Origin of the sequence: Pantoea sp. BJ2 (genome assembly GCF_040255075.1) — a bacterium.
GTDB classification, from domain to species: Bacteria; Pseudomonadota; Gammaproteobacteria; order Enterobacterales; family Enterobacteriaceae; genus Pantoea; species Pantoea leporis.
Window position 1 is genome coordinate 304,922 of the sequence record NZ_CP158294.1, and the last position, 21,762, is coordinate 326,683.

Genomic DNA, 21,762 nt, shown 5'->3' on the forward strand with positions numbered 1-21,762 from the left:
ATCATGAGAGAACGCACTACTGCGCAATCCCTAGTGAAATTTTTAATCTTCTTAATGTTCAATTATATTCTACCTTAATTGTACCTGTAACCTGGAAAGGGCCTTCCTCAAGCGTAGCGCCCGGACGCATTGAAACCTCAGCCCGAAGTTCCGGTAAATTGGCGGGATCTATAGCTTTCCAGCTGTTAATCCTGAGAGGTTTATCATCAAGAGTTAGCCTGATGCCTAAATCCGTATGTGTGTCAGATTCAAGCGTTGCTCCACTCACATCAAAATTAGCGGGACGTCCTGCAACTGAAATTTCCATCATCCAATTATCAGAATTCTCAGCATCACATTCCACTTCAAGCGGAACCACTTGTGAGTATTGACCGTCGGAAATTTTTTGAACGACTACATTTTGACCAAAGTTAACGCGAATGGTTTTTCCCTGATTTATTACACATGTCGGTGGGGTTATAAGCTTACCAACAACGCCAATCTCAAGTGTATTATCATGTGTTATCGCCATCGTTTCGGGTGCAAAAAATATTACATATATAACCCTTAGGAACCAAAGCAAGGTTGTCCGATTCTCAATTCGCATCACACTTTCGTTCCTGGCAGTTGAGAGTAATTTTTTGTCTACCGCCATAATCATTGATATAAAAAACGTCAATACGCCCTTTATCCGGCAATTTTAACTCACCTAAATCCATATTACTGTACGGATCGGACATGAAAGGTTCAAATCTATCATAGCTTTTAATTCCATTACCATTTCTGATATCAACTACCGTTAAAAAAAATGGAGTGTTATTTTTCAGATTGGTTGCATTTCCAGTTGTCATTACTGAGATTTTTTTATAGGCGTTTTCCATTGATTCTCTGCTGACAGCTTCAGGTCTGTACATGACTTTTAACCTTGTCTGTAATGATAAAGTGAGAGAACTGTTGTCTGAAACAATAGGTGGGATCTCTCTAATGTTTAAGTAAAATACGGTCTCGCGATCTGTCGGTAATTTTAATGCCGCATCGGTTGAAATAATTCTTATTGTGCTTTTACTACCGGCTTCGATGCGTTGTAAAGGGGGCAGAACAATAAGAGGACCATTTATGACCTTATTCCCATTTTTATCCTCCAACCAGGATTGCGACAAATAGGGATGATTTTCATTTCCATTCGTCAGAGTCAAAACAACCGATCGATCATCTTTGCTGACTATCGCACGCGTTCTGTCGGGACTTATGGCAGATAGCACCTGAGAACTATATAAAACCACAGACAACGCGATTAATAACCGATTAGCATTCATATTTAATCATATCGCATAGTAAAAACAACATAACCATTAAAGCTCCCTTCTTTGATAATGTTTAAATTCGGACCTGATAAATAAGCCAGCCAGCTAATTTTGTTAGTCCCCTCATTCAGGGCAGCAGGATAAGTTTCTACCCCTGGCTTGACGATTTCACCGTTAACATGTCTTATTGCGACTGCAACACCCTCTGAATCACCATGTAGTGCAAACATGTCTTCCTGCACGGGATCTGTTTCGCCCTCAAACGTCAAAGCAACCACGGAGTTACCAGATACAACACAGTCTTCAAGAGTTATATCAAAATGAACAGATTTACTTTTCCCCCCATCCCTGAAGTCCCTTTTATTCACCTCACCGAAGTCCAGAGTTTGTTCCCGTGAAAGTTCAGAAAGACGGCAAGGTTGGTTAACCAGAACTCCCTCGAATATTAAATCAGTATCAGCCATGCACGGTTGGCTTAAAAAGTGAAGTGCAAATAAAGCTATCAAAGCTCTGTCTGAACGACAAGAATGTAACATGTTAACTTTCATCATTTTCTTTAGGTGTGCACGTATCCTGGTTACATTCAAATAGAAGTACCGGCTTACCTCCATGATCGGTAATTGTCTGCATCGCTGGCATTAAGTAATGTGGTGAGTTTACCTTAACGCGACTATGCGGGTTTATCATGACCGGTGTAAAACCGGAGCGTTTCTCTTTCGCCTTGTGTTCGAACAGGTTTATGATTGTGGTGTTAAATGGAGTAGGATTGACTATATCGTACCCGGTTTGAGTTTTGACGAGCTTCAGATCGATATCCCAGTGTTTCCGCGCATCTTTTAACAATGAGTCAGGCCGATAAAAAACTTTTATTTTTGTCTGCAGTGCAAGATGTAATTTATTAGATTCCTTTGAAACCGGAGGTATTTCTCTTATTGCAATATAAAAAGCACTTTCTATATCTTTAGATAAAGTATTGATGTTTGAATCTGGAACTATCCTGATAACAGCTTTTTTATCGGCATCAACACGCTGCATGGCAGGTATGGCTCTCAATGGGATTCTGTCTTTTTTTCCATCTAAAGTCTCCAGCCATACCTGTACCAGGTATGGCTTATCACTACTTGAATTATGAATGTTAATTAATGCCTGGCCTTTAACACCTTCTACTATTGCTCTGGTACGATCTACTGATACAGCAGCCAGGACATTACTCACCTCAAGCAGAGAAATTAATAACGTAAACATTACCCTTTTCATAAATTTTGAATCAAAAATCATATTTCTCTCATCCCTCATAGTTTTTATCCATGCTCAAACATCTGATGGTCGTCGTATCCTGAGATGCGATATCAACCTCCGAGAGTAAACATTGCCTTTCTTCATTCCAGTGAACCGCGGGTTGGTCTCTGGTGTTCAGACCACTAAGCCATACCGCCCCATTATCAGAAATGATGCCCAACTCCCGACCCTGGCGATTTCGGACAGAGGCGCCAAAGGGAGGATGTGTTCCATCATCAAGTGTTATAATGGCAGAGAGTTTTCGTCCCTGGTTAACCTCAAAGCGCCTTAGCCCAATTGAGCCATGAGATAATGATACGTTAGATACGTGAGAGCTAGATGCTTCAATATCTTCCGGCAATCGGGATACATCTATACCCGCTTCGTAGGGGTGATAGCTTGGTACTCCCGTCAATACAGCAATACCCTGACTGTTAGTTATCGTATTCCTGCCTACCGGAACATTCTCGACCCCTTCCGTGGAAACAAGTAATCGGGTTTCGCCTTGTCCACCACTTCTGTGGCGCGCAAGTCCCTCTTTAGTAAACGTCATTCCACCATTTATCGTGCCTCCGAGGGAGGTATAACGCTTTTCAGCCCATGTCCCATTCATGGTAATGTCTTCACGTCCGGCATTGTCGTAATAATAACCGCTGAGTTGCGCGAGATTTTGGCTATCATGCCCATTTTCAAAGGCGCCAGAAAGCCGATATCCCCTGTTGTCGTCTTCGAACTCACTGTAAGTGACATTATTGTTCATGTTGCCAGAGTCGATTGTTCCACTGTAGCTGCCAGTTCCATCACCAACTGGCAAACTTATTCCAAGATATGCGTAACTGTCTTGTCGGTTATTGTATTGACTGCTTATAACACTGACATTCAAACCAATATTTTTGATATTCATGCAATCGAGATATTTGCTAAAGGATATGCTATAGCGATTTCGGCTAGCAGCTTTCCCCCAGTATGTTTGCCGCCCCCAGTTTATGTAAATTGATGCCCGTTTTTCTCTGAAGTGCTTACTACCTGAGACCGTAAATGATTGCTTGCCACGAAAGTATTTGGTTTTTTTATTACGTTTTTCTTCATAGAAATCTTCCAGCGCATAATAATTTCTGTCCATGAATCGATACCCTGCAAATGAGAATTCAGAGTCTGATTCGCTGAATCTTTTGGAAAAATTTACCCTTAATGCCTTTCCCTTTTGATCTGAATTATCAATAGTGGCATTAGAAAATGTAACATCTGCTGCAACTGCACCAAATGATTTAAGGTCATGCCCTATACCTGAAGCCAATGACTGATAGCCTTGTGCAAACGCGCCACCACCATAGACTGAAAGATTATTACTAAAACCCCAGGAAAACTCCCCCAGACCAAAGGCAGGTCCATAAGTTTCACGGCTTCTTGAAAGTGGCCGTCCGGTTACTGTTTTAAAGCGAAACTGGCCCGGTCGTGTCAGGTAGGGGACTGTGGCCGTATCGACTTCAAAAAAAGTAATTTCACCATCTTGTTCTTTTACCTCAACCTGTAGTACACCACTTACTGCACTACTTAACTCATTAATTGTGAAGGGACCAGCAGCAACTATCGTTTCGTATACCACCCGTCCACTCTGACGGACAGTAACCAGGGCATTTGTTCTAGCGATCCCCCGAACCTCTGGGGCATAACCGCGTAACGACGCAGGGATCATTCGTTCATCACTTTGAAGTGAAACCCCTGCAAACCTGAAGGCTGAAAAAATATCTGAATTAAGATAATCTTCGCCAATCTCTAATTCCCCGTTGATTTGTGAGATTGCACGATACATATAAATCCGATCCCAATCGAAGGATAATTTTTCAGAATAATCATTCTCGTATGCTGAATGAAAGTCCGCTCTTAATCGCCATGGCCCTGCATTCCCGCCAAAGGTTCCATACCCTCTTGCCGCCTGAATATTATCACGCTGATAGTATTGGGTTGAGGATAGTGCCAGATTATAATCTACGAGTACTCCCGGAATTCCATTTTCCCAGTTTGACGCTTTATTCCCTTCACTTTTTAAGTATTTCTTAGGCAACATAAGATATAATGTAGAATCTGATAATTCGCCCTTTGCAGTGAAACCCGGCAAATCGTCTAATTTTGCACATTTATTATTGTCTTCATAGACAAGTTTGTCTTCAATACGATCCTTCAACCCAAGAAATGGTATTAGTTCTTTTGTAATGCATGCTGAATTCCCTCTATCACCTGCTACTTTTTTGTTGATTTTTCTATTGTAAAAGCGTAAGTCTGCCTGCGTGACGATTCGTCCATTTAGACTAATATTCATTACATACATACCTGGCATGATATATCCCTCTTCAGAGAAGGCGGACATATCCAGATTTTCCTTATCTTTCGCATCAATTAAATCCGTATAAAACTCAACAGCGAAAGCTGAGTGACTAACAGTTATGAGACATGATAGTGCTAATGCCCTCTTACTTCTGCAGGACAGTTTCACAAAAAAACCCTTTGATACTTAAAAATTACAATGGCGACATATCACTATCATCGCCATTACTCTTATCATTTAGTTACCACAGCATATGAAACGTCTAACGAGCTCGTTAAAAATGTCACATATATGTCAGAATAAAGTCCGATACTGCGGAAAATTCTCCAGTTCGTAATTCACCATCCATGCCCTGAAGGTGTGTTGAAAAATACAGCGTATTATTACCATTGATTAGTGGTTGTGCGGGTGTAGGAACACCTAAAGTAACCAACTTTCCGCTTGCATCAGTAATAGCAATGCCAGCTCCGGATGCTGTTCCTGTAATACCAAGCAATTTATTTGTACCATCAGCGGGCATACCACCAAATGTTACAGAAACACTCGATTCTATATCAGTAACACAGTTTTCAAGGTTTATTTCAAAATTGCGAGGCGTTGACATCCCACCATTATTCAACTCTGCCATCGTAATTTGTCCAAGATCAATTTCCTGACGCGTTGAATCTGGATCTATCGAACAGGCGGCTTCCGTAATTGCTCCTTTAAAATCTATGCGTCCCTTTCCTGTATCTGCGGCATTAACATTCATACCAGAACCACATAATGCAATGGATAAAGCTACTATCTTCTTCATTGAATATACTCACTTCGAGGCCATTTTTAATTAATAAAGACTCAGGATCATTTACGTGAAATGTAAATACACACTGAAGATTTCTATAATGCATTATGCCAACATCTAACCTGAAGTGATTTTTATATAACAGTGAAAAACATAACACTTTGAATGTTTTTAAATTAAAACCATTCTTAAATTAATAAAGTTAATTTATTAATCATTTAGTTTATCAACAATAAACTGGCCTCTGATTATCACTAGGGGAAACGTAAATTTTCACTCCTACCCTAACTCAAATATGATGTGTTAGTTATTGTCTTTTTCCACTATAATATGCTATTTCCATTATGCCCATGCCCCAACCATTATTTGGGCCATACGAGATTGCCTACGTATCTTAAAGTGTTTATATTTTAGCAAATGACATCCGGTCCGTTCATTTAATAATTCAGATTACTGCTTGAATTATAAGTTATTTTTGGATTTTTTCTACTGTGACATCACCTTCCAAAAGTTTAATTAACTGTTCTTTATATGTAAATTTTGAATTCACGCCCTCAAAATTGTGTTGCATAACTGCTCGATATGATTTTTTTATTATAAATGTCATGATCTCCCTAACTTTGCAGACGATTCAATAAGTAACTTCACTTGATATAATACATATCAGGACTTTTGATTCAGCGAAGGGCGCAACCGATAATATTTTTTGTTAGTTCAAATGTTCATCATCAAAATTAATCACGGCTACGTATCTTAACTTTTGACCCGGACTGTTAGTTTTTGCTATTAAAATCGATACAAATGTATAGACAAAAATGTAACAATTGCATTCATAAGCCAGCTGTTTAACAACGTTTATATACCATCCAGCATCAATGCTCCCATTTGGTAATGGCCCTCACAATGTTGCAAACAGTAACAATGAGTCATAGCCTGTAGTGAACATCCTAAAGCATATTCATTGCCACCGGTAAGCCGATCCGGATACTACCGTTATTTGCTTTCACTTCCACTTTCCTTTCAGTGCTGCACCGTTGATGGCTGAGTAATTGGCATATGTTACGGATTTCACCCTGTCTGTGTGAATGCGTTTTACCATTTATTTTTTGATATTTACTGCTCAAATACGTCCTGTATGATCAGAAACATCGCGTACATGCGTGAGATACTTACTGCAATGACTGGACTTAACTACTGACATGTACTTTCCGGATCAGGTTTGACGCTTATGTCTGTCCTGATGTCCGCTTCATATATCTCTTTGCGATACCGTGAATTTCTCGGCTGATCGCTTCCGTCGACTGCATCTTCAGTACTGGCATGCGTGCGAGCGCCCTTGCAGAAAATCATTCATGAGCCATTTTGCCGCTATATCCTGCTCCCCTTTAACAGAGCCAGCATAACGGCCCCATTAACATGCACGTCTCTTACCCCTTTCCGGATTATTTTTAAAACGACCTCATAAGCAGAGTTGAGCTGACATCGTTTGATCGTTTTCACCGTACAAAGAGGCACGTGCGGAATCAATGATTTGCGCATAAGTGCGTACTCCTCCTCTTTTTTAAAGCTCCATGGCTGCACATCCAGCTATGCCCCGAAACGTTGCTGTTTACGGTTTGCAGAGCCGCTGCGGTAAGCTTTGATGCAGGCGCCGTCTGTCTATATGATATATGCTGAACGCCTTCATACGGTCAACATCAGAATTCGTCACGTCACATCCTATAAAGCATTGAATATTAGGATTTATTTTGTGGTCGCCGAAAGGGGTTGCGCTCGGGGCTTAATAATATGTCTCCTGTAAAATCTTTGTATTAGCCCCGTTTAAACCGGACACTTCACCAGTAAGACATAGTCTTAGAGCTATGTTTAAGGAGTGTCCGGTGCAAAGAATCGAAGTGATCACTGGCGAGCAAAAGCGCCGTTGTTATACTCCCGATGAGAAAGCCCGTTTTGTTGCGCTCTCCATGCAGCCAGGCTACACCGTCTCACTCGTTGCCCGGCAATATGGCATCACACCCAGTCTTCTTTTTAAGTGGAAACGGTTCATGAACGAGGGTGGGAAGTCTGCGGTCGCCGCAGGCGACGAGGTGGTCAGCGTCTCCGAAGTCAAAACGCTGGAGAAAAAAGTCAAACAGCTTGAACAAATGCTGGGGCGCAAAACGATGGAAGCCGAAATCCTTCGGGACGCGCTTGAGATTGCCCAGGCAAAAAAGTTGATATCGCCCATGCCATTGCTACCACCGGACGATACCCCTTCATCCGAATAGCAGAAGTGCTTTGTGTATCGCGTTCGAATCTTTATGAACGGTTACTGAAGAGCACCGGTCAGCCCGCTATAGCAAAGATGATGACGGTCGACTGTTAACGCTTATCCGCTAGATATGCAGCGAGCGGGCGACAAACGGCTATCGTCGCGTGACTGCACACCTCAATCGTGCGCTGAAGGAACAAAACTGGCGGGTTAACCCCAAACGTATTTACCGGATCATGCGGGCGAATAACCTGTTGCTGGCAAAATCTGGCCATAAAAAGCCAGAGCGCTGTCATACCGGCAACGTCGTGACACTTAAGCCAGATACGTGCTGGTGTTCAGATGGATTCGAAATCCGCTGCAGGAATCGGGAGGTCGTGCGGAAGGTGTTTAGCCTTACTGCTGTGATCGCGAGGCCATCAGCTGGTCGGCGACAGCAGGTGGAATAAACAGCGTTACGGTGCAGGATCTGCTAACAGAGAGTGTAGAAAAGCGCTTTGGCAATACGCTTTACCTGCCACATACCGTTGAATGGCTGACCGATACGGCAGTTGCTACATAGCGGACTCAACAAGAACGTTCGCCTCCTCACTCGGGTTCATCGTGTGTACGACGCCAGTGCGCAGTCCGGAGAGCAATGGGATGGCTGAATCGTTCGTTAAAACGTTCAAGCGTGACTACGCGTATGTGAATGACCTGCCGGATGCGGTGACTGTATTAGAAAAACTGACGGAATGGATGGAAGACTATAATAACTGGCATCCCCATAAAGGGCTGAAAATGGAGTCACTGAGGGAATACAGAAGTTCGCTGCTAGTTATGAATTAACCGTGTGCGTTTTAGCGGGGGCAACTCCAATCTTGCGACTGGTCTTCAATATAAGGCTAAACGTGTCTTTGATTTTAAGCAGTTTTTCATGTCTTGAGCTTAATGGGCCCAGTTTATGTTTAAGACATATCTAAACGATGTTCGCTCAATCAGGCATATTAGAGGGGGATGAAGATCCCGGCGATACTTTTTGAACGTCAGTGCAGAAATACAGGGTTTTTGTTGACAATATGAACTCATAAGATTCGATAAGTGGTTAGTGTGGAGGAATAAACTTAGGTGATAGAAGGGCATCCCCCTCTAAGACTTTTCCGTGTTCAACGTCTTATGAACGTGTGAATCATCCTGATCAAGGAACAATTGAGGCCCTCTGTATGAATATTATTATGGGAAGATGTATGGTGTCTTTAAATGGCCATTATCCAGGGGAACAGTCGAGCTAAATGATTTACGAAGTTATTTAACGCAATGTAAACAAAATGTTCTGGAGGGGTGCCTAACCTGCGTAAATTCTCACAGCAATTTAACACGGTTTAAGTTCGTTTTGATTACTCATAAATAATTTACCGTATCGAAAGATCTTCTTTTATGCTTAAACTAGGTAGAATCAGGTCTTTCTTTAAGACGACGATTTAAACATAATGGGTACATTTACGTAATGAGCTACGTGAACGGCACTATGCCGTTCACTCCTCGCTATTAAAGCTCCAGCAAATACAGTCAATGGAGATAGCCATGTTACCACTAGCTATCACCCTGCCCTGCCATAATCTGCAGAATCAACTTTTATAGCTCCACACTTAACGCAAACCCAGTAAACTGACTTCAGCAGCTTCTATGTAGAGTTCACCTATTGGAGTCAGTACCCATACCATGCCAAACTCATCAGGCGTTCTCTCTCCCATTAAGCGCCCTTCCATGCCATCAGCCTTTACGATTACATCCAGATGTGATTTTTGAGCATAGGTTCCACTTTTTGCAGAAGATTCAGATTCAAGTGGTTTCGGACTATTTAAGAATTTCGCATGCGAAATTTCATTGGACTCATTTTCTGCTTCTGTAGTCGGTACCTTGTCACCATTTTTAATCCGCCGCAGTTCCTTTTTTATCTGGGCACGAGTGACATTTTTGCCTTCATTTGCCCGGTCAATATATTCATCAGCACACGCTTCATCAACTTCGTTCAGCTGAATTAAATTATATATAAGCTCTACATCAGACAATTTTTTCTTTTTGACCAGCGTTCTTATCTTCTCAGGTGAAGAACCTATACGCATATGCTTACTGATGAACGCTGTCGGTTTACCCAGCGCTTTTGCGATATCTTCACCGCTCATTCCAAAATCATTTTTTAAGCGTTCAAACGCCATCGCGGTTGCTAGCGGTTTTAAACCCGACTGCTGAAGATTCTCAATGAGCTGTCCCATAATACGCTGTCGTTCATCACGTGGTGGTGATCCAACATATATATCAATAAATTCATCGCCGCGGCGCTTCATGGATCTGACCCGGGTTGCGCCAAACCATACACGGTAGCCCTTTCTGTCCTTTGGAAAACAACGTGGGGGTGTCAGGTTGCCGAATTCAGAAAAAGAATCGACCATGCCATCAAGCACTTCATCCTCAAAATCTTCCTCTGGCCGCACCTGTTCAACTTCATAAATTTCGCTTGCTCTTACTCTGACAATCTGACCTGATGGTTCCATTTCAGGGCGACTGATTTCACTGCGAATACCGATTGAATCAACACTTCCTGCCGGAGCAGATGCACTACGCGTGGCAACGCTGCTAGCTACCTGTGGCATGGAAGGAGGAGCAGATTTTTGCTCCTGAAGTTTTTTTTGAAACTTACTTGCTGCCATGATGTTTACCTCCAATCAGTTCAAGTAGCAGATTGGTAAGTGCCTGATATTGAATGGCTGGTTTACTTGTTGGGGAATATTCTCTAATAGTCATGCTGAGTTCGATGGCTTCTTTAGCAAGGTTTTTTACCCACGAAATGAGCCCTAAAACCTTATCTTCGCCGTAATTCTTTTCTTCAAGAATTTCGTAAAGTCGCTTCAGATTCTCCGTTTCTACGGCTGTCAAATAGCCTTCGAGCAAAGGTTGTGTGTAGCTTTGTACGCTGGCCTGAGTAATATAGGTGCCGAGAAATTGCAGATCAGGATTATAGTTTTTGCGAATACGCTGCATATAGTTAAGCTGTTTGCCTACGCCAATACGCGAGCCTTTCTCAAGTAAAGTAGGTATTAATAGGTAGTCGCCTACGATATGGGATGCAATCAGCAAATTGTTATAATCCGGAGCGGAATCAATGAGAATAAAATCGTACTGCCCTCTGAGAGAATTGATACGCTCTTTAAAATCGAATACGCAGTCCTGCGGACGATAGTTGACTTCACCCAGTTCATTGGTAGAACCAAAAATATGTCTTCCATCTGGCAAGGCTTCAGGCCTAACCTCAGTATCCGGAAAAAACAACTGATATGCGTGCGCAGGCCCCGGAGAGAACTTATTCCCCATAGGGTCAACATCAATAGAAGATGGGATTTCTCCCGGAAAGATCCTCTCAGTCAGACCTGAAGTGCTATCAAAATCAATCATCAGCGTTTGATAACCCAGTAACTGGAGATTATATGAAATCTCATTTGTTGATTGCGTTTTGACGACTCCGCCCTTTTGGTTACCTATGATGATAACCTTTCCAGCTTTCCCATTTTGCATATCTGAGCCTTAATATTTCGCATGCGAAACTTACGTTGAGAACAATTTCAAACGTAATTTTCTTGAATTTGAGCAGTATGCCTGGAGGGAGTTAAGTAATCAATGCTGAAGGTGCTGAACGTCCAAAATTTCGCATGCGAAATTACATTTCTACTAGTTAGCATTAGCCATTATAAATGTACGCTTTACATTTTCCATCTTCTTATCACGCCTGATTCCGCATGCAAAATCTTTTCTCTTCTACACTTCAACACCGCTTTGTGGTTCTATCAGTATTAGTTTAATACGTTACTTTATGTAGTTATTATCATTATGAATTTGAGGAAGTACGTCATCAAGTTGTAGCTTTGTATAGCTGGCTAGGCGTCAGGATGGCATGGTGGAAGTTTTTAAATTTTTTCTAATTTATAGTTAATGGTTTCACAATTTATATTGATTTGTATATACAGCACAGTGAATTACTGACATTTCGCATGCGAAATCGACTTACTTAAGGTACGTATCTTTTGTTTTCCAGCACATCAGTGACATTCGGCATGTTAATATTGTCCCCAATCGTACATCAGTGCAGCGACCATTCTGACGTATACGGATATTCCGAAGATTTCACCTTTATTCATGCTGCTTTATTGTCTTATTATCGTTGGCCATTATTGTGAGTTACTCAAAGTCTTTCAACATATGTCCATATTCTACTATTCAAAATTTCCATTAATCACTAAAACCAGATTTGTTGCTTTTTTATTCAGCGTTACCATGTATGGACGGGCAACATCGAAGAAAGCTTTGAGTGTGAACAACTAGTGAACCGTTAAGTAACTAACATGCCGTGCATGTATAAGTAAAAACCAAAGCTTGAACTTCAATATATACACTGCTGATATTTAACATTCTTATATTCGAATCAAGTGCAATCATTATGAGAGTTTGATTTCGCATGCGAAATCTTTGGGGCATTAACCGGAATCATTTTACATATTTGAATGCGCATACTTCATGACAGTAAATACGTGGCTTTACATTGCATTCGTGATAATTATTTCAAAACATTATAAAAAGCTACTTCTACGTGTGTAACAATAGGTTATAACAACGAATATTAGGTTATCGCGGGTTATGCTCATATCTCAAGCAGCTTCCTATCCTTTTCACAGGATAAATGCCTCATTTTTATTTTGCATTGCATTAAGCTGTGGGTTAGAACTTGAGCTATTTAAGCACTTCAGTTAAGAAAACGCCTCGTTCTTCTTTTTTAAATCCTGACAGCATTAATTTCGCATGCGAAATACGGGATTATAATTTTCTAAGATGGCAGCACGCAGGAGGCTCTGATCAAATTTCTGAGCACTTAAATGTTCTATTTCAGTTGCAATATCTGACTTAACTATACTATGGACTTATGTTTCAACTATTTCATTATTTGAAAGTAGCTGGCTGCCGATTAATAAGCGCTTGATGAATCTTCGGCCTTGTTCAAGCTGAGTACTGTGTACTATCGTAATTTCCCGTTCATTACCAGAATGAATCAATAAATTATGGTTATGAACAGGCGGCAAGAGTAATAACAGATGTATATGCAGAGTTAACTCTACGCGAATCACTTTAATCATATTGATATCCTCCCCCCTGTATTTGATGGCCCCGTTCCGGTAGACATTTGCTGTCCTCGCGAAGTGGCTTTTCAAAGGCCTCAGGACTGACGGCTCCCAGGCGGCTATGGTGTTGTGTCCGGTTAAAGAACACATTGATGTTATTAAAGATATAAGCTTGGGCCATATCCCGGGTTATGGCTCTCTGATACGCTCTTTTTTTACGAGCTTAAGAAGGAATTTTCCACGGCATTATCCCGGCAATTGCCGCGCCGGCTTAAGCTGGATGAAAGGTAATTAGCCCGGCAGAACCAGGAACCGTAGCCAGTCCTCGCTTACATACTGACTGCCCTGGTAGCTATTAACGATAACGGCATTTTCAGTTCGTCCTCTCAAGACTGCCATCTGGATAATATCCAGCACCGGTTCGCGCGACAGGATTAATTTCACTGACCAGCCGCAACATTGCGGGTAAACAGGCCTATCATCACAACTAGATACAGCCAACTATGCAAGGTCTATGTGTAAGTAATATCCGTTACCCTGACCAGTTTCAATTTAATTACTGAGAACTCCCACTATTTCTGATCAGGAGCGATTTCTTACGGTCGTTCCGATTTTAGTTTCGAGATTTTATGGCTATACACCCCCGATATTCAGTTCTGCAGCATAACTTTCGCTCCCTGTTTTTAATGCACATCTCTCCGACTCCTCGCAGGTCACTGTGGACCCGCCGGCATCCAAACGCCGCCACTCAAGGTGCAAGAGTCTCGGATAAGCGTCAGCAACCGCTGAGTATCCTGCTCTCCAGCTGATACCGGTCAATGGAGCCAGACGCAAAAACCAGAACGGACAACCTTCATAACCCGACACATTAATATGCTCGACCAGACCTGACGGTGATCGTTAATGAAGCGGTACTTTAGTCGGCTCCATTTGAAAATACCGCCCCCCCTTTCTCACGATATTCCGCTCCTCCTCAACTCGCACGAGTGCACTTTGAATCAGGGGATCTCCGTCCAGGCATCCGTCAGACCCCGCACCTAATATCCGTTGACTTTAGATTATATGGAGCGGCCCCTTTAAAGTGGTTATATTGCGAGACGACAGGGCGCTAACAGAAACGTCGATTAGGGAATAGCCCCGTTCGGTAATCAGGCGGTCAGTTTCTTCTTTAAACACATCAGGGTTAAATCGTGGCATGCCCACGGACTCCTCCTGTGCTTAAATATAGGGCAGATTTGTTTGCGGGCTAGGGTCACTCAGGAACGACTACTTTTGGCTGAGCCCTCTGAGTAAAGTATGAAATAAACCGCTCATATCTCACCAATAAGGTGTGTTCAGAAAACGTTGATATGTCCTTTTAAGTATTCTTTCCGGCATTAACACTTTTAAGATTTCAATCCGCACATGCAATATCAAAAAAAGATGAGTTGATATTCATTTTCTGCATTGGGAATATCTGTGTCGGACGTGAATAGGGGGAGGGTAGTGTTACAAAATCATTGCGCAAAATTTCGCATGCGAAATTTTGATCTCTGTGTACGTTCCCTTACACGGGCTTAAACCAGGTTCACTGGGTCGACTTTATGCACTGATATATAGTTCCAAAAAAAAAAAGTAACCACTGCAACAGAGGTTACCTTTAAATTAGTTATCCGCTAAGGCGATCAGTGCTTGTGTGAATTTTTGAGTTTAACCCAGGCATCTTCCCAGTTTGAACCTTTACCCGGTACATAATGATGGCTCTGGATTTTACACCAGCCAGAACTAGGGAACGGCTTACATTCAAAGATTTCATTTGTTTCACTGACAAGTACCTTAGTACCCGCTGTGTAATCATCAATATTCTGAGGATAAATGTAATCGTAATGACGACCATCTTCTGAGCTGATTAAAGTAGTTTCAAAGGTTTTCTGATAGCTTTTATCGTCTTCAGTAGTACCTGTTACCACTACGCTAATTTTACCTGGTTCCGCTTTCCAGAGGTTAACCTTCATGCTTTGAGTGGAGTCCTGAGCTTTAATACTGCCAAACCCAATGTTTTCCTGTTTATCATTATAAGCCTTAGCATTGATAATCATATCCCCACGAATCTGGACACTGAACTCAACCGGTGTGAGGTTATCAGTGACTTTGTAACTATCAGCAAAATCACTTATATCAATACCCGGACGCTTGTCCGCGGCCGCACTGACCTGAATCTCGACTCTAACGATTTTACTATCCGCTTTTGCGTACACGGTATTCGTACCTGCTACAGGTACCACGTTGCCTTCGCTATTTTTAATGCCGGCACGAATATCTTCAAAACTGCTGTTAATTTTCTTAGCGATTGCCATAGACCATGTGTTCGGCTCACCGGATTCTACTGAATCAATATCGAGCTTAACCGCCAGGTCCTGACGCTCACCATTTGCATCAAAGAAACGAGCCAGTACGTAATCACCCGGTTCCAGTACGCGGGACGGCAAAACAGAACCTATATTGCGTTTCCAGACAGAGGCAACCTCTTCGTATTCAACATCAATAACTTTATAGAACGTAGCAGGGGTGTCAGAAACATCCCAGGCACCATAGATTACCTGGTAACCACTTCTCTCAGGCAAATTACAGGTGTGCGTTGCAGTTCCCGTCGAGGATGCCGGCCCACCCGGGATCACACAGAAGGGTGTTAGCTCAAAAGATTCACGGGTCAGGGCTTTATTTGGGTTCCAGTCGGGCTTCGTGATGTAGTACTTATAATCAGCAATTGGATGCGCAGCAGTAAAAGTCCAGGTGATATCAATAGGACCAGGAGAAACCTTATGCTTTACCCAGCGGTCACTACTCTGGGCATTCAGCGCAGCGCCAATCCAGTTAGTTTCTCCACTCGCGCTGACAAGCTCACCATCTTTTGGACCGGATGAAGGGAATCCGTCAGGGCCTTCACCTGTGCTTTGTGGTTCATATTGAGCCTGACCACAGTTCAGATTTGGATTTTTACTATCTCTGCACATCTGATCGCGTGAGGCCGGCTCGCTAATATAACCATGTGCAAATACGCCACTGCTGAAAACAGTGGCGTAGAGTGCTAATGCTATTTTACTCAGTTTCATTATTTCCCCACCCAACTCGAAGTGATTAAGGTTACAGAACGTCTGTCAACCTGCCCTGAAAATTCAGGGAAAGACAGCTTAAAAAAAAAGAGGGAGAAACGGGACTCAATAGATATTAGAGTTACTATTTTTAAATCCTTAAGTTGTCACCTGAATGTAAATAACATCAGATTAACTATTTTGAATTAATATCAATAGCTTATTTATCCTTAACACCAACCGAAATGGCTGCTTATTCGTTTACACTAAAACGTGTTAACGAAAAGGAATGAGAAAAATGACTTTTACTCTACGTTTTGGCTGTATTATCGCGACACTATGTATTCTTGCGGGATGTGAAACATCAAAACACCCTCAGCCCCCACAATCTATTCAGGAACAGCAGCTTGCCGCCCTTATTAGCGGGAGTAACTGGGTTCGAAATAACTGCAATCAAAAAGAAATACCGGAACAAAGCGTGCTGGTACAAAACGCACTGGTGAGCGCCAAAGAGAAAGGATGGAAGGTTGAGCTTATTTCATCGCAGATGATGAGTAGTCTGATAGACGAACGCTACCAAAAACTTAGTGAAGATCGTACACCCGTTTCTCAGAAATGTGCCACCCTTAGTAGCGCATTGATGCCGTTTCTACAAAATATCAAATAATTGAACACACAAACAGGAATGCGCCGGCTCCAGCTAAAGCTGGACCAAAAGCGACTGGCTGCTGCAGCGACCGTTGAAATGCCAGATGCATGAAAATCACCTGTAAGATACCGGCGCTGGCGGCGTACAATAAAACCGCCGGTAGCTGTTGCCAGCCTAACCAGGCACCTAAAGCGGCAAGTAACTTTGCATCACCCATGCCTAATGCTTCACAGCCACGAAAACAGAGGTAAGCTTCAGCAACTAGCCAGAACACGAAAAACCCCCCCGCAGCTCCCCACACGGCATCCTTTAAGGTTGAAGGAAGAATGCCAGATGACTGGAAAAGTAGCCCTGCCCATAACAGTGCAAGAGTTAAGGCATCGGGCAGCAATTTATGTTCCAGATCGATAGCGGTAAGCGCCAGAAGCATCCAGAATAAAATCAGCGTACAAAATAACGCAGGTGAAAAAGGGATGAGCAGCGCCAGCAAAATACCTGTTAAGAGGGTTATCAATTCAATAAGCGGATAGCGGAAGCTTATTAAATTTCTGCAGTTAAAGCATCGGCCTCGCAGCAGCATCCAGCTAAATACCGGGATATTATCCCTGATACGCAGCTTGCTTTTACAGTCCGGGCAGTGTGATCGGGGTAATGCCAGCGATATGTTTACATCAGGATCCTGAATTCGCAGCGGCAAACGATATATGACGACATTAATGAAGCTGCCCACAGAGAGTAACAGTAATGCATACATCAGCCATATCAGGGATTCATAGAGCATGGATCAGTTCCATCTGAATTAATTTGATATTTTGTTTCTCCCGGACAAGCTTTAATCGACTTGCCTGAACACCCCAGCGGTGCTCAATCTGCTGTAACCAGCTGAGTAACAGTGGAAACGATACAACTACACTCTGATCCAGTCTGATAGTATCCTGGTGCTGAGTAAGCTGCAGTGCCAGCCCCATATCAAGCGCCTGCTTGTGTAAGTCAGCAACGTTGACGACCGGGAATTTCTTAAACGTTATTTGCTGCTGTAAAACCCGCTCATACTCAGGCAAAGTGTTGAGTGCTTTCTGCTCCAATTTCAAACGCTGAAAACTGTTATCCCGGTAACTGGTCGCCGCACGAAAACTGATAATGACCAGACCTAAAACACAGACCGAGAAGGCAATAATCAGCAGGCATCGTTCACGTGCCTCGCGTGAGTAAAGCCATTGAGAAAGCACTTTCATGGTTTTTTACTCATAATCAATTGCATATTTTTGACAGAGATATCAGTTTCACCCGTGGATGGTGAAATGAGATTTTTAGGCAGTACATCGCGAAAGTTAAGCTCAAGCTTATGCTCTTCCAGATCCCATTCCAGTTCCCGTAAAGGGTTTTTATTCAGTGAATTAAGCATGCGTACATTTTCATGAAGTACTCCCAGCAGAGTATTCGAATTCTGCACTTCTTTTGAATTTGCGATCCTGCGGCTGAACGCACGAAGAGGAGCAGAAGGGGTTTCATTCGGGAAATAATGCTGATACCGGACAAGGGCTTGCTTATTAAGTTCGTCAATGGACCTTTCAGCTTCCATGCCCTGAATAAGAGGTATGCCGATAAGCATTGTTGTATAAAACAGTCCAGCAAAAACCAGTGCCGTCACTGGTCTTCGCAATGATCTTCGGACGCTGAACGGCCCCTGAAGCATATTGCCAGCGCACGCGTTTACCCCTTCAGCAATAAAGTTCAGGGGGTCTGCAATTCGCTCATGCAACGACATCAGTTCAGGAAAAGACGTCAGGTCATTCGTGCTGAGATGTAAGCCTGTTCCATCCTGTAGCCTGAGTAACCACCCATCGTGTGTAAGCCAGCGCTCCCCGGGATTGACAACCATGACATCCGGTAGCACGCGATGCGGATTGATACCCATTTCACGCATTTCATCCAGCGTTTGCTTAAACCACTCAGCATCCGTCACGGCCATCAGGTGTTCGCCCCCTGTGGTTTCCAGCCGTGTAATGTGAAGCTCGTCGATCCCCTGAGTCGCAAGCGGCTCAAGCTGCCATTTCAGTGCTTCATCACGCGCGTTCAGGAGTGAAACCTTCGCAAGCGTGACGCGGTGAACAGGGATAAGCATTACAATTTCATGATGCGTCAGATCAGGCAGACCGTCTGCGACACAACCCTGCTGTACAGGATGTCCCGGCATTTTTCTGAGCCATACAAAATCCTGCCTGCTCTGGTAGAAAATAACGACGGATCTGTTAGTTTTGCCAAATAATCTCACGGCGCGTCACTCACTCCATATTGACGGTGCTGGAGGCTAAAAAGCCCATTATCATGAACAAACTGGCTACGGATCGCCGCAAAACGCTTTTCATCTGCAATCCAGGCCATAAATTCCCAGTGCTGGCTGGTAGTCACGGCCACACTCTGTAAATCACTGACGGCTGATTTTGCTGTCTCGGGTAAAAGGGTTATAAAGTCATCAGTATTCGTCCATCCGTTTTCTGGACGCTGTTTAAACAGCCGGCTTACCTCAACGTCATCGAGTACGTTACCTAACACCGCAACCATTAACGGGATCTCCTGATCGCTAATAGCGTTAATGTTGATGCGTAATGCATTGTCAGGAAGCGCACATAAAATGGTTGATAGCTTTGACCAGTGTTGTTCAGTGAGAGCCCGAAGTTCCGTTTTATCTGACAAGTGCGCCCATTTATAATCTTCATTGGGATTGATGTACCGCCGAATCATATTAAGCAGCTCAATACGCTCTTCAGACTTAACATCGAAACGCTCAAGTAGCCTGAGGAAAATACGGTGAGCAACAGGGGGTGGGTGAGTAGTACCTTCATGAGGCGGGGCAACGGCTCCCAGCGCATTGACGTTGAAACAGGACTGCCTGTCGCGCCAGCGATAAGACAACTGAAGATCTTCAAGTTGTATTTTCTGCACAGGTTCATTTGAATTCATTATGGTTACCCTTTTTAGCAGAATTTTTTCAGCATCAAGAAGCGTCCATCTGGCTTGTTGCTGAAACTGAAGCGTATCCACCCGACGCATGGCGTTGACCCATTCTCTCTGTCCCGCTACCGCCAGAATCGTCATCAGCGCAATAATCAGCATTACGGTGATAATGGCCATACCTTTTTGTGTTTTCATCATTCATGACTCAATCGGAGTACACGGTTGATGGCTCCCCACCGGGATGTGATGATTGTGATATCGATGGCCTGTGGCAGGCTGTAATGAGACGTCCATTTATTTTGCCATTTGCCCGCTGAAAAGAAGCGCATCTGGACGTGTTCAATGCCTTCAAAATGCACAATGTGCGTGCCCTCCGGCAGATGTGAGCGGACCAGCGATTTGCCTTCTGTTCGCCAAGTAACCTGCTGCAGTGAGGCGCGGCGTTCAGACAGGGGATTGAGCCAGTTTCGCCGGGTTAGCTGCAATACAACCTGGTTTTCACCCGCCCTAAACGCGGGTTGCTGACGCGTCACTGCGGCTGGCATGATCAAAGCGTGCAACAAGTCCTGTTCCAGCAACGTGAAAAGCCGGGTCAGTTCACTTAACTGCAGCGTCTGATTTTGCGTGACCTGTTGAGCCCGCAATGTGGTCTGCAGTAATTGAAAACCGGTCAGACTAATAACTGAAAATATAGCCAGCGCGATAAGCATTTCGATAAGTGTGAAACCATGCTGTCTGCTCATTGCGCTATCCAGGAATGTAATCTGATCAAAGGGGCGCCTTCTGCTTTCTCGTGCCAAACGGCTATCTCCCGCATTTGCACGCCAGACTCTGTAGATGGCCGTTGCGCCACTTGCCACACCCAGTGCTCGCCAGCTAACTGTGTACTTGCTGGAGGTTCGGATGTGGTGAGTGTCATCAGGATCATCTGATTTTCAGCAACCCACGCGGCAAACTGTTTTTTTTCAAGGTAATGCACATTCCGGACCTGCTCACTGGTCGTGTTCAGAAGAGCCAGACCCGCTATCGCCAGAAGCGCCATAGCAACCATGACTTCAATCAATGTCATTCCCCGCTCCTTCATCAATGACGTAGCCCGGAAAACTGAGTAGCATTGAGTTTCAGATGAACAGCTTCACCTGTTTCCGGACGGTATATGATGTCTGCCTGGGTCATCTCTCCGTCAGGCATAAATAATAGTGAAGCTGGCCAGGCGTCCGCCGTACGTCGGCTAATCTGAAGTTTTCCATCACGAACGCGCCCCTGAGCCTGCCCCCCCCTCACAGGGACCCAAACCGTTCCCGGAAAAGGTCCGCTCTCGCCCGATTCTCCACCGCTCAGGTTAGAGAGTTTCCAGCTGTCTTCATTCAGCTGCATACGCCAGATGCGCCCTTCGATTTGCGACTGTTCCCACGCCATGCGGGCACTGCGCTCAATCTCATCCAGAGGCAGCCTGTTCCGTGATTCCGGGAGCGTTGAGACGATAAGCTGGGCGATGAGACTCAGCAGCACTAGCACCAGCATGACCTCGATCAAGGAAAAACCGTGATGGTTGAGATTCACGATGCTTCACTACCCTCAATCTGCCAGTTACTGATATCGTCACTGCTGTCAGCCATACCGTCAGGGCCATCGGATGACAGGTCAAACGCGGCATGTTCACCGGGGCTCTTCAAATGATATTCATTTCCCCAGGGATCCTGAGGGAGGCGGCGTATGTAGCCATCGTTCCGGTAGTTTCGGGGCAGGGGAGCAACAGCCGGCTTGCTGACAAGCGATTTGAGTCCTTGTTCGGTCGTGGGGTAACGACCGTTGTCAAGCCTGTACATGTCCAGTGCATTTTCCAGCGTGATAATGTCGCTGACTGCTTTTTGTTTATCTGCGCGGTCTTTGTTACCCATAAGACTTGGTATAACAAGACTTGCAAGCACTCCCAGAATGACGATGACAACCATGATTTCAAGTAACGTAAAGCCACGTTGCTGTTTAGAGGATGTGGTGATATCCATAGCGTG

At 43.8% G+C, this 21,762-nt stretch carries 19 protein-coding genes and 2 pseudogenes; 2 read left to right on the forward strand and 19 right to left on the reverse strand.

What is annotated here, in order from left to right:
- Nucleotides 1-58 precede the first annotated feature (58 nt).
- From AAF463_RS24580 to AAF463_RS24605, 6 genes are all read right to left on the reverse strand, one after another.
- Complete coding sequence (locus AAF463_RS24580; RefSeq protein ID WP_350262518.1) at nucleotides 59-586, reverse strand: fimbrial protein; 528 nt, start codon at nucleotides 584-586, stop codon at nucleotides 59-61.
- Entirely contained in the window at nucleotides 576-1,295 is a 720-nt protein-coding gene (locus AAF463_RS24585; protein ID WP_350262520.1) for a fimbria/pilus periplasmic chaperone, read from the reverse strand. The genes AAF463_RS24580 and AAF463_RS24585 overlap by 11 nt, the downstream gene beginning before the upstream one ends.
- Before the next feature lie 2 nt (nucleotides 1,296-1,297).
- On the reverse strand, nucleotides 1,298-1,747 hold the full coding sequence (locus tag AAF463_RS24590) for a fimbrial protein (RefSeq protein ID WP_350262521.1): 450 nt from the start codon (nucleotides 1,745-1,747) through the stop codon (nucleotides 1,298-1,300).
- A gap of 73 nt (nucleotides 1,748-1,820) precedes the next feature.
- On the reverse strand, nucleotides 1,821-2,561 hold the full coding sequence (locus tag AAF463_RS24595; RefSeq protein WP_350262523.1) for a fimbria/pilus periplasmic chaperone: 741 nt from the start codon (nucleotides 2,559-2,561) through the stop codon (nucleotides 1,821-1,823).
- Nucleotides 2,562-2,568: 7 nt separating this feature from the next.
- Nucleotides 2,569-4,929 (reverse strand): fimbria/pilus outer membrane usher protein, encoded by a 2,361-nt coding sequence (locus AAF463_RS24600; RefSeq protein ID WP_350262524.1) that lies wholly within the window; start codon nucleotides 4,927-4,929, stop codon nucleotides 2,569-2,571.
- A gap of 241 nt (nucleotides 4,930-5,170) precedes the next feature.
- Entirely contained in the window at nucleotides 5,171-5,683 is a 513-nt protein-coding gene (locus AAF463_RS24605; protein WP_350262525.1) for a fimbrial protein, read from the reverse strand.
- Nucleotides 5,684-7,533: 1,850 nt separating this feature from the next.
- Between AAF463_RS24605 and AAF463_RS24610 the strand changes: the two are divergent.
- Nucleotides 7,534-8,750, forward strand: a pseudogene (locus tag AAF463_RS24610) (IS3 family transposase).
- Nucleotides 8,751-9,550: 800 nt separating this feature from the next.
- Here the strand turns inward: AAF463_RS24610 and AAF463_RS24615 are convergent.
- The 5 genes and pseudogenes from AAF463_RS24615 to gbpA all read right to left on the reverse strand — a co-directional run bounded on the left by AAF463_RS24615 (nucleotide 9,551) and on the right by gbpA (nucleotide 16,161).
- Nucleotides 9,551-10,612 carry a ParB/RepB/Spo0J family partition protein gene (locus AAF463_RS24615; RefSeq protein ID WP_350262526.1) on the reverse strand — a complete coding sequence of 354 codons (1,062 nt, stop codon included), beginning with the start codon at nucleotides 10,610-10,612 and terminating at the stop codon, nucleotides 9,551-9,553.
- On the reverse strand, nucleotides 10,599-11,474 hold the full coding sequence (locus AAF463_RS24620; RefSeq protein WP_350262528.1) for a ParA family protein: 876 nt from the start codon (nucleotides 11,472-11,474) through the stop codon (nucleotides 10,599-10,601). The genes AAF463_RS24615 and AAF463_RS24620 overlap by 14 nt, the downstream gene beginning before the upstream one ends.
- A 1,397-nt stretch (nucleotides 11,475-12,871) precedes the next feature.
- Nucleotides 12,872-13,084, reverse strand: a complete 213-nt coding sequence (locus AAF463_RS24625) for a hypothetical protein (RefSeq protein WP_350262529.1) — start codon at nucleotides 13,082-13,084, stop codon at nucleotides 12,872-12,874.
- A gap of 67 nt (nucleotides 13,085-13,151) precedes the next feature.
- Nucleotides 13,152-14,272: pseudogene (locus AAF463_RS24630) on the reverse strand (IS3 family transposase); the annotation flags it as partial.
- A gap of 461 nt (nucleotides 14,273-14,733) precedes the next feature.
- Complete coding sequence (gbpA, locus tag AAF463_RS24635; RefSeq protein WP_350262531.1) at nucleotides 14,734-16,161, reverse strand: N-acetylglucosamine-binding protein GbpA; 1,428 nt, start codon at nucleotides 16,159-16,161, stop codon at nucleotides 14,734-14,736.
- 277 nt (nucleotides 16,162-16,438) lie between these two features.
- On the opposite strand from gbpA, the gene gspS reads away from it, so the two are divergent.
- Entirely contained in the window at nucleotides 16,439-16,807 is a 369-nt protein-coding gene (gene gspS, locus AAF463_RS24640) for a type II secretion system pilot lipoprotein GspS (RefSeq protein ID WP_350262533.1), read from the forward strand.
- On the opposite strand, the gene AAF463_RS24645 is transcribed toward gspS, so the two are convergent.
- From AAF463_RS24645 to gspG, 8 genes are read right to left on the reverse strand one after another with little or no spacing between them, the layout of a single operon-like run.
- Entirely contained in the window at nucleotides 16,800-17,570 is a 771-nt protein-coding gene (locus tag AAF463_RS24645; protein WP_350262535.1) for an A24 family peptidase, read from the reverse strand. The two genes, gspS and AAF463_RS24645, sit on opposite strands and share 8 nt — an antisense overlap.
- On the reverse strand, nucleotides 17,560-18,024 hold the full coding sequence (locus AAF463_RS24650) for a hypothetical protein (RefSeq protein WP_350262536.1): 465 nt from the start codon (nucleotides 18,022-18,024) through the stop codon (nucleotides 17,560-17,562). Before AAF463_RS24650 ends, AAF463_RS24645 begins: the two co-directional genes overlap by 11 nt.
- Complete coding sequence (gspL, locus tag AAF463_RS24655; protein WP_350262537.1) at nucleotides 18,021-19,064, reverse strand: type II secretion system protein GspL; 1,044 nt, start codon at nucleotides 19,062-19,064, stop codon at nucleotides 18,021-18,023. The genes AAF463_RS24650 and gspL overlap by 4 nt, the downstream gene beginning before the upstream one ends.
- Complete coding sequence (gene gspK, locus AAF463_RS24660; protein ID WP_350262539.1) at nucleotides 19,061-19,945, reverse strand: type II secretion system minor pseudopilin GspK; 885 nt, start codon at nucleotides 19,943-19,945, stop codon at nucleotides 19,061-19,063. The genes gspL and gspK overlap by 4 nt, the downstream gene beginning before the upstream one ends.
- On the reverse strand, nucleotides 19,942-20,490 hold the full coding sequence (gene gspJ, locus AAF463_RS24665; protein WP_350262541.1) for a type II secretion system minor pseudopilin GspJ: 549 nt from the start codon (nucleotides 20,488-20,490) through the stop codon (nucleotides 19,942-19,944). The genes gspK and gspJ overlap by 4 nt, the downstream gene beginning before the upstream one ends.
- Nucleotides 20,487-20,816, reverse strand: coding sequence for a type II secretion system minor pseudopilin GspI (gene gspI / locus AAF463_RS24670; RefSeq protein WP_350262542.1), 330 nt, complete (start codon nucleotides 20,814-20,816; stop codon nucleotides 20,487-20,489). The genes gspJ and gspI overlap by 4 nt, the downstream gene beginning before the upstream one ends.
- A gap of 14 nt (nucleotides 20,817-20,830) precedes the next feature.
- Entirely contained in the window at nucleotides 20,831-21,310 is a 480-nt protein-coding gene (locus AAF463_RS24675; RefSeq protein WP_350262543.1) for a prepilin-type N-terminal cleavage/methylation domain-containing protein, read from the reverse strand.
- Entirely contained in the window at nucleotides 21,307-21,756 is a 450-nt protein-coding gene (gene gspG / locus AAF463_RS24680) for a type II secretion system major pseudopilin GspG (RefSeq protein ID WP_350262545.1), read from the reverse strand. The genes AAF463_RS24675 and gspG overlap by 4 nt, the downstream gene beginning before the upstream one ends.
- Between the last annotated feature and the right edge of the window lie 6 nt (nucleotides 21,757-21,762).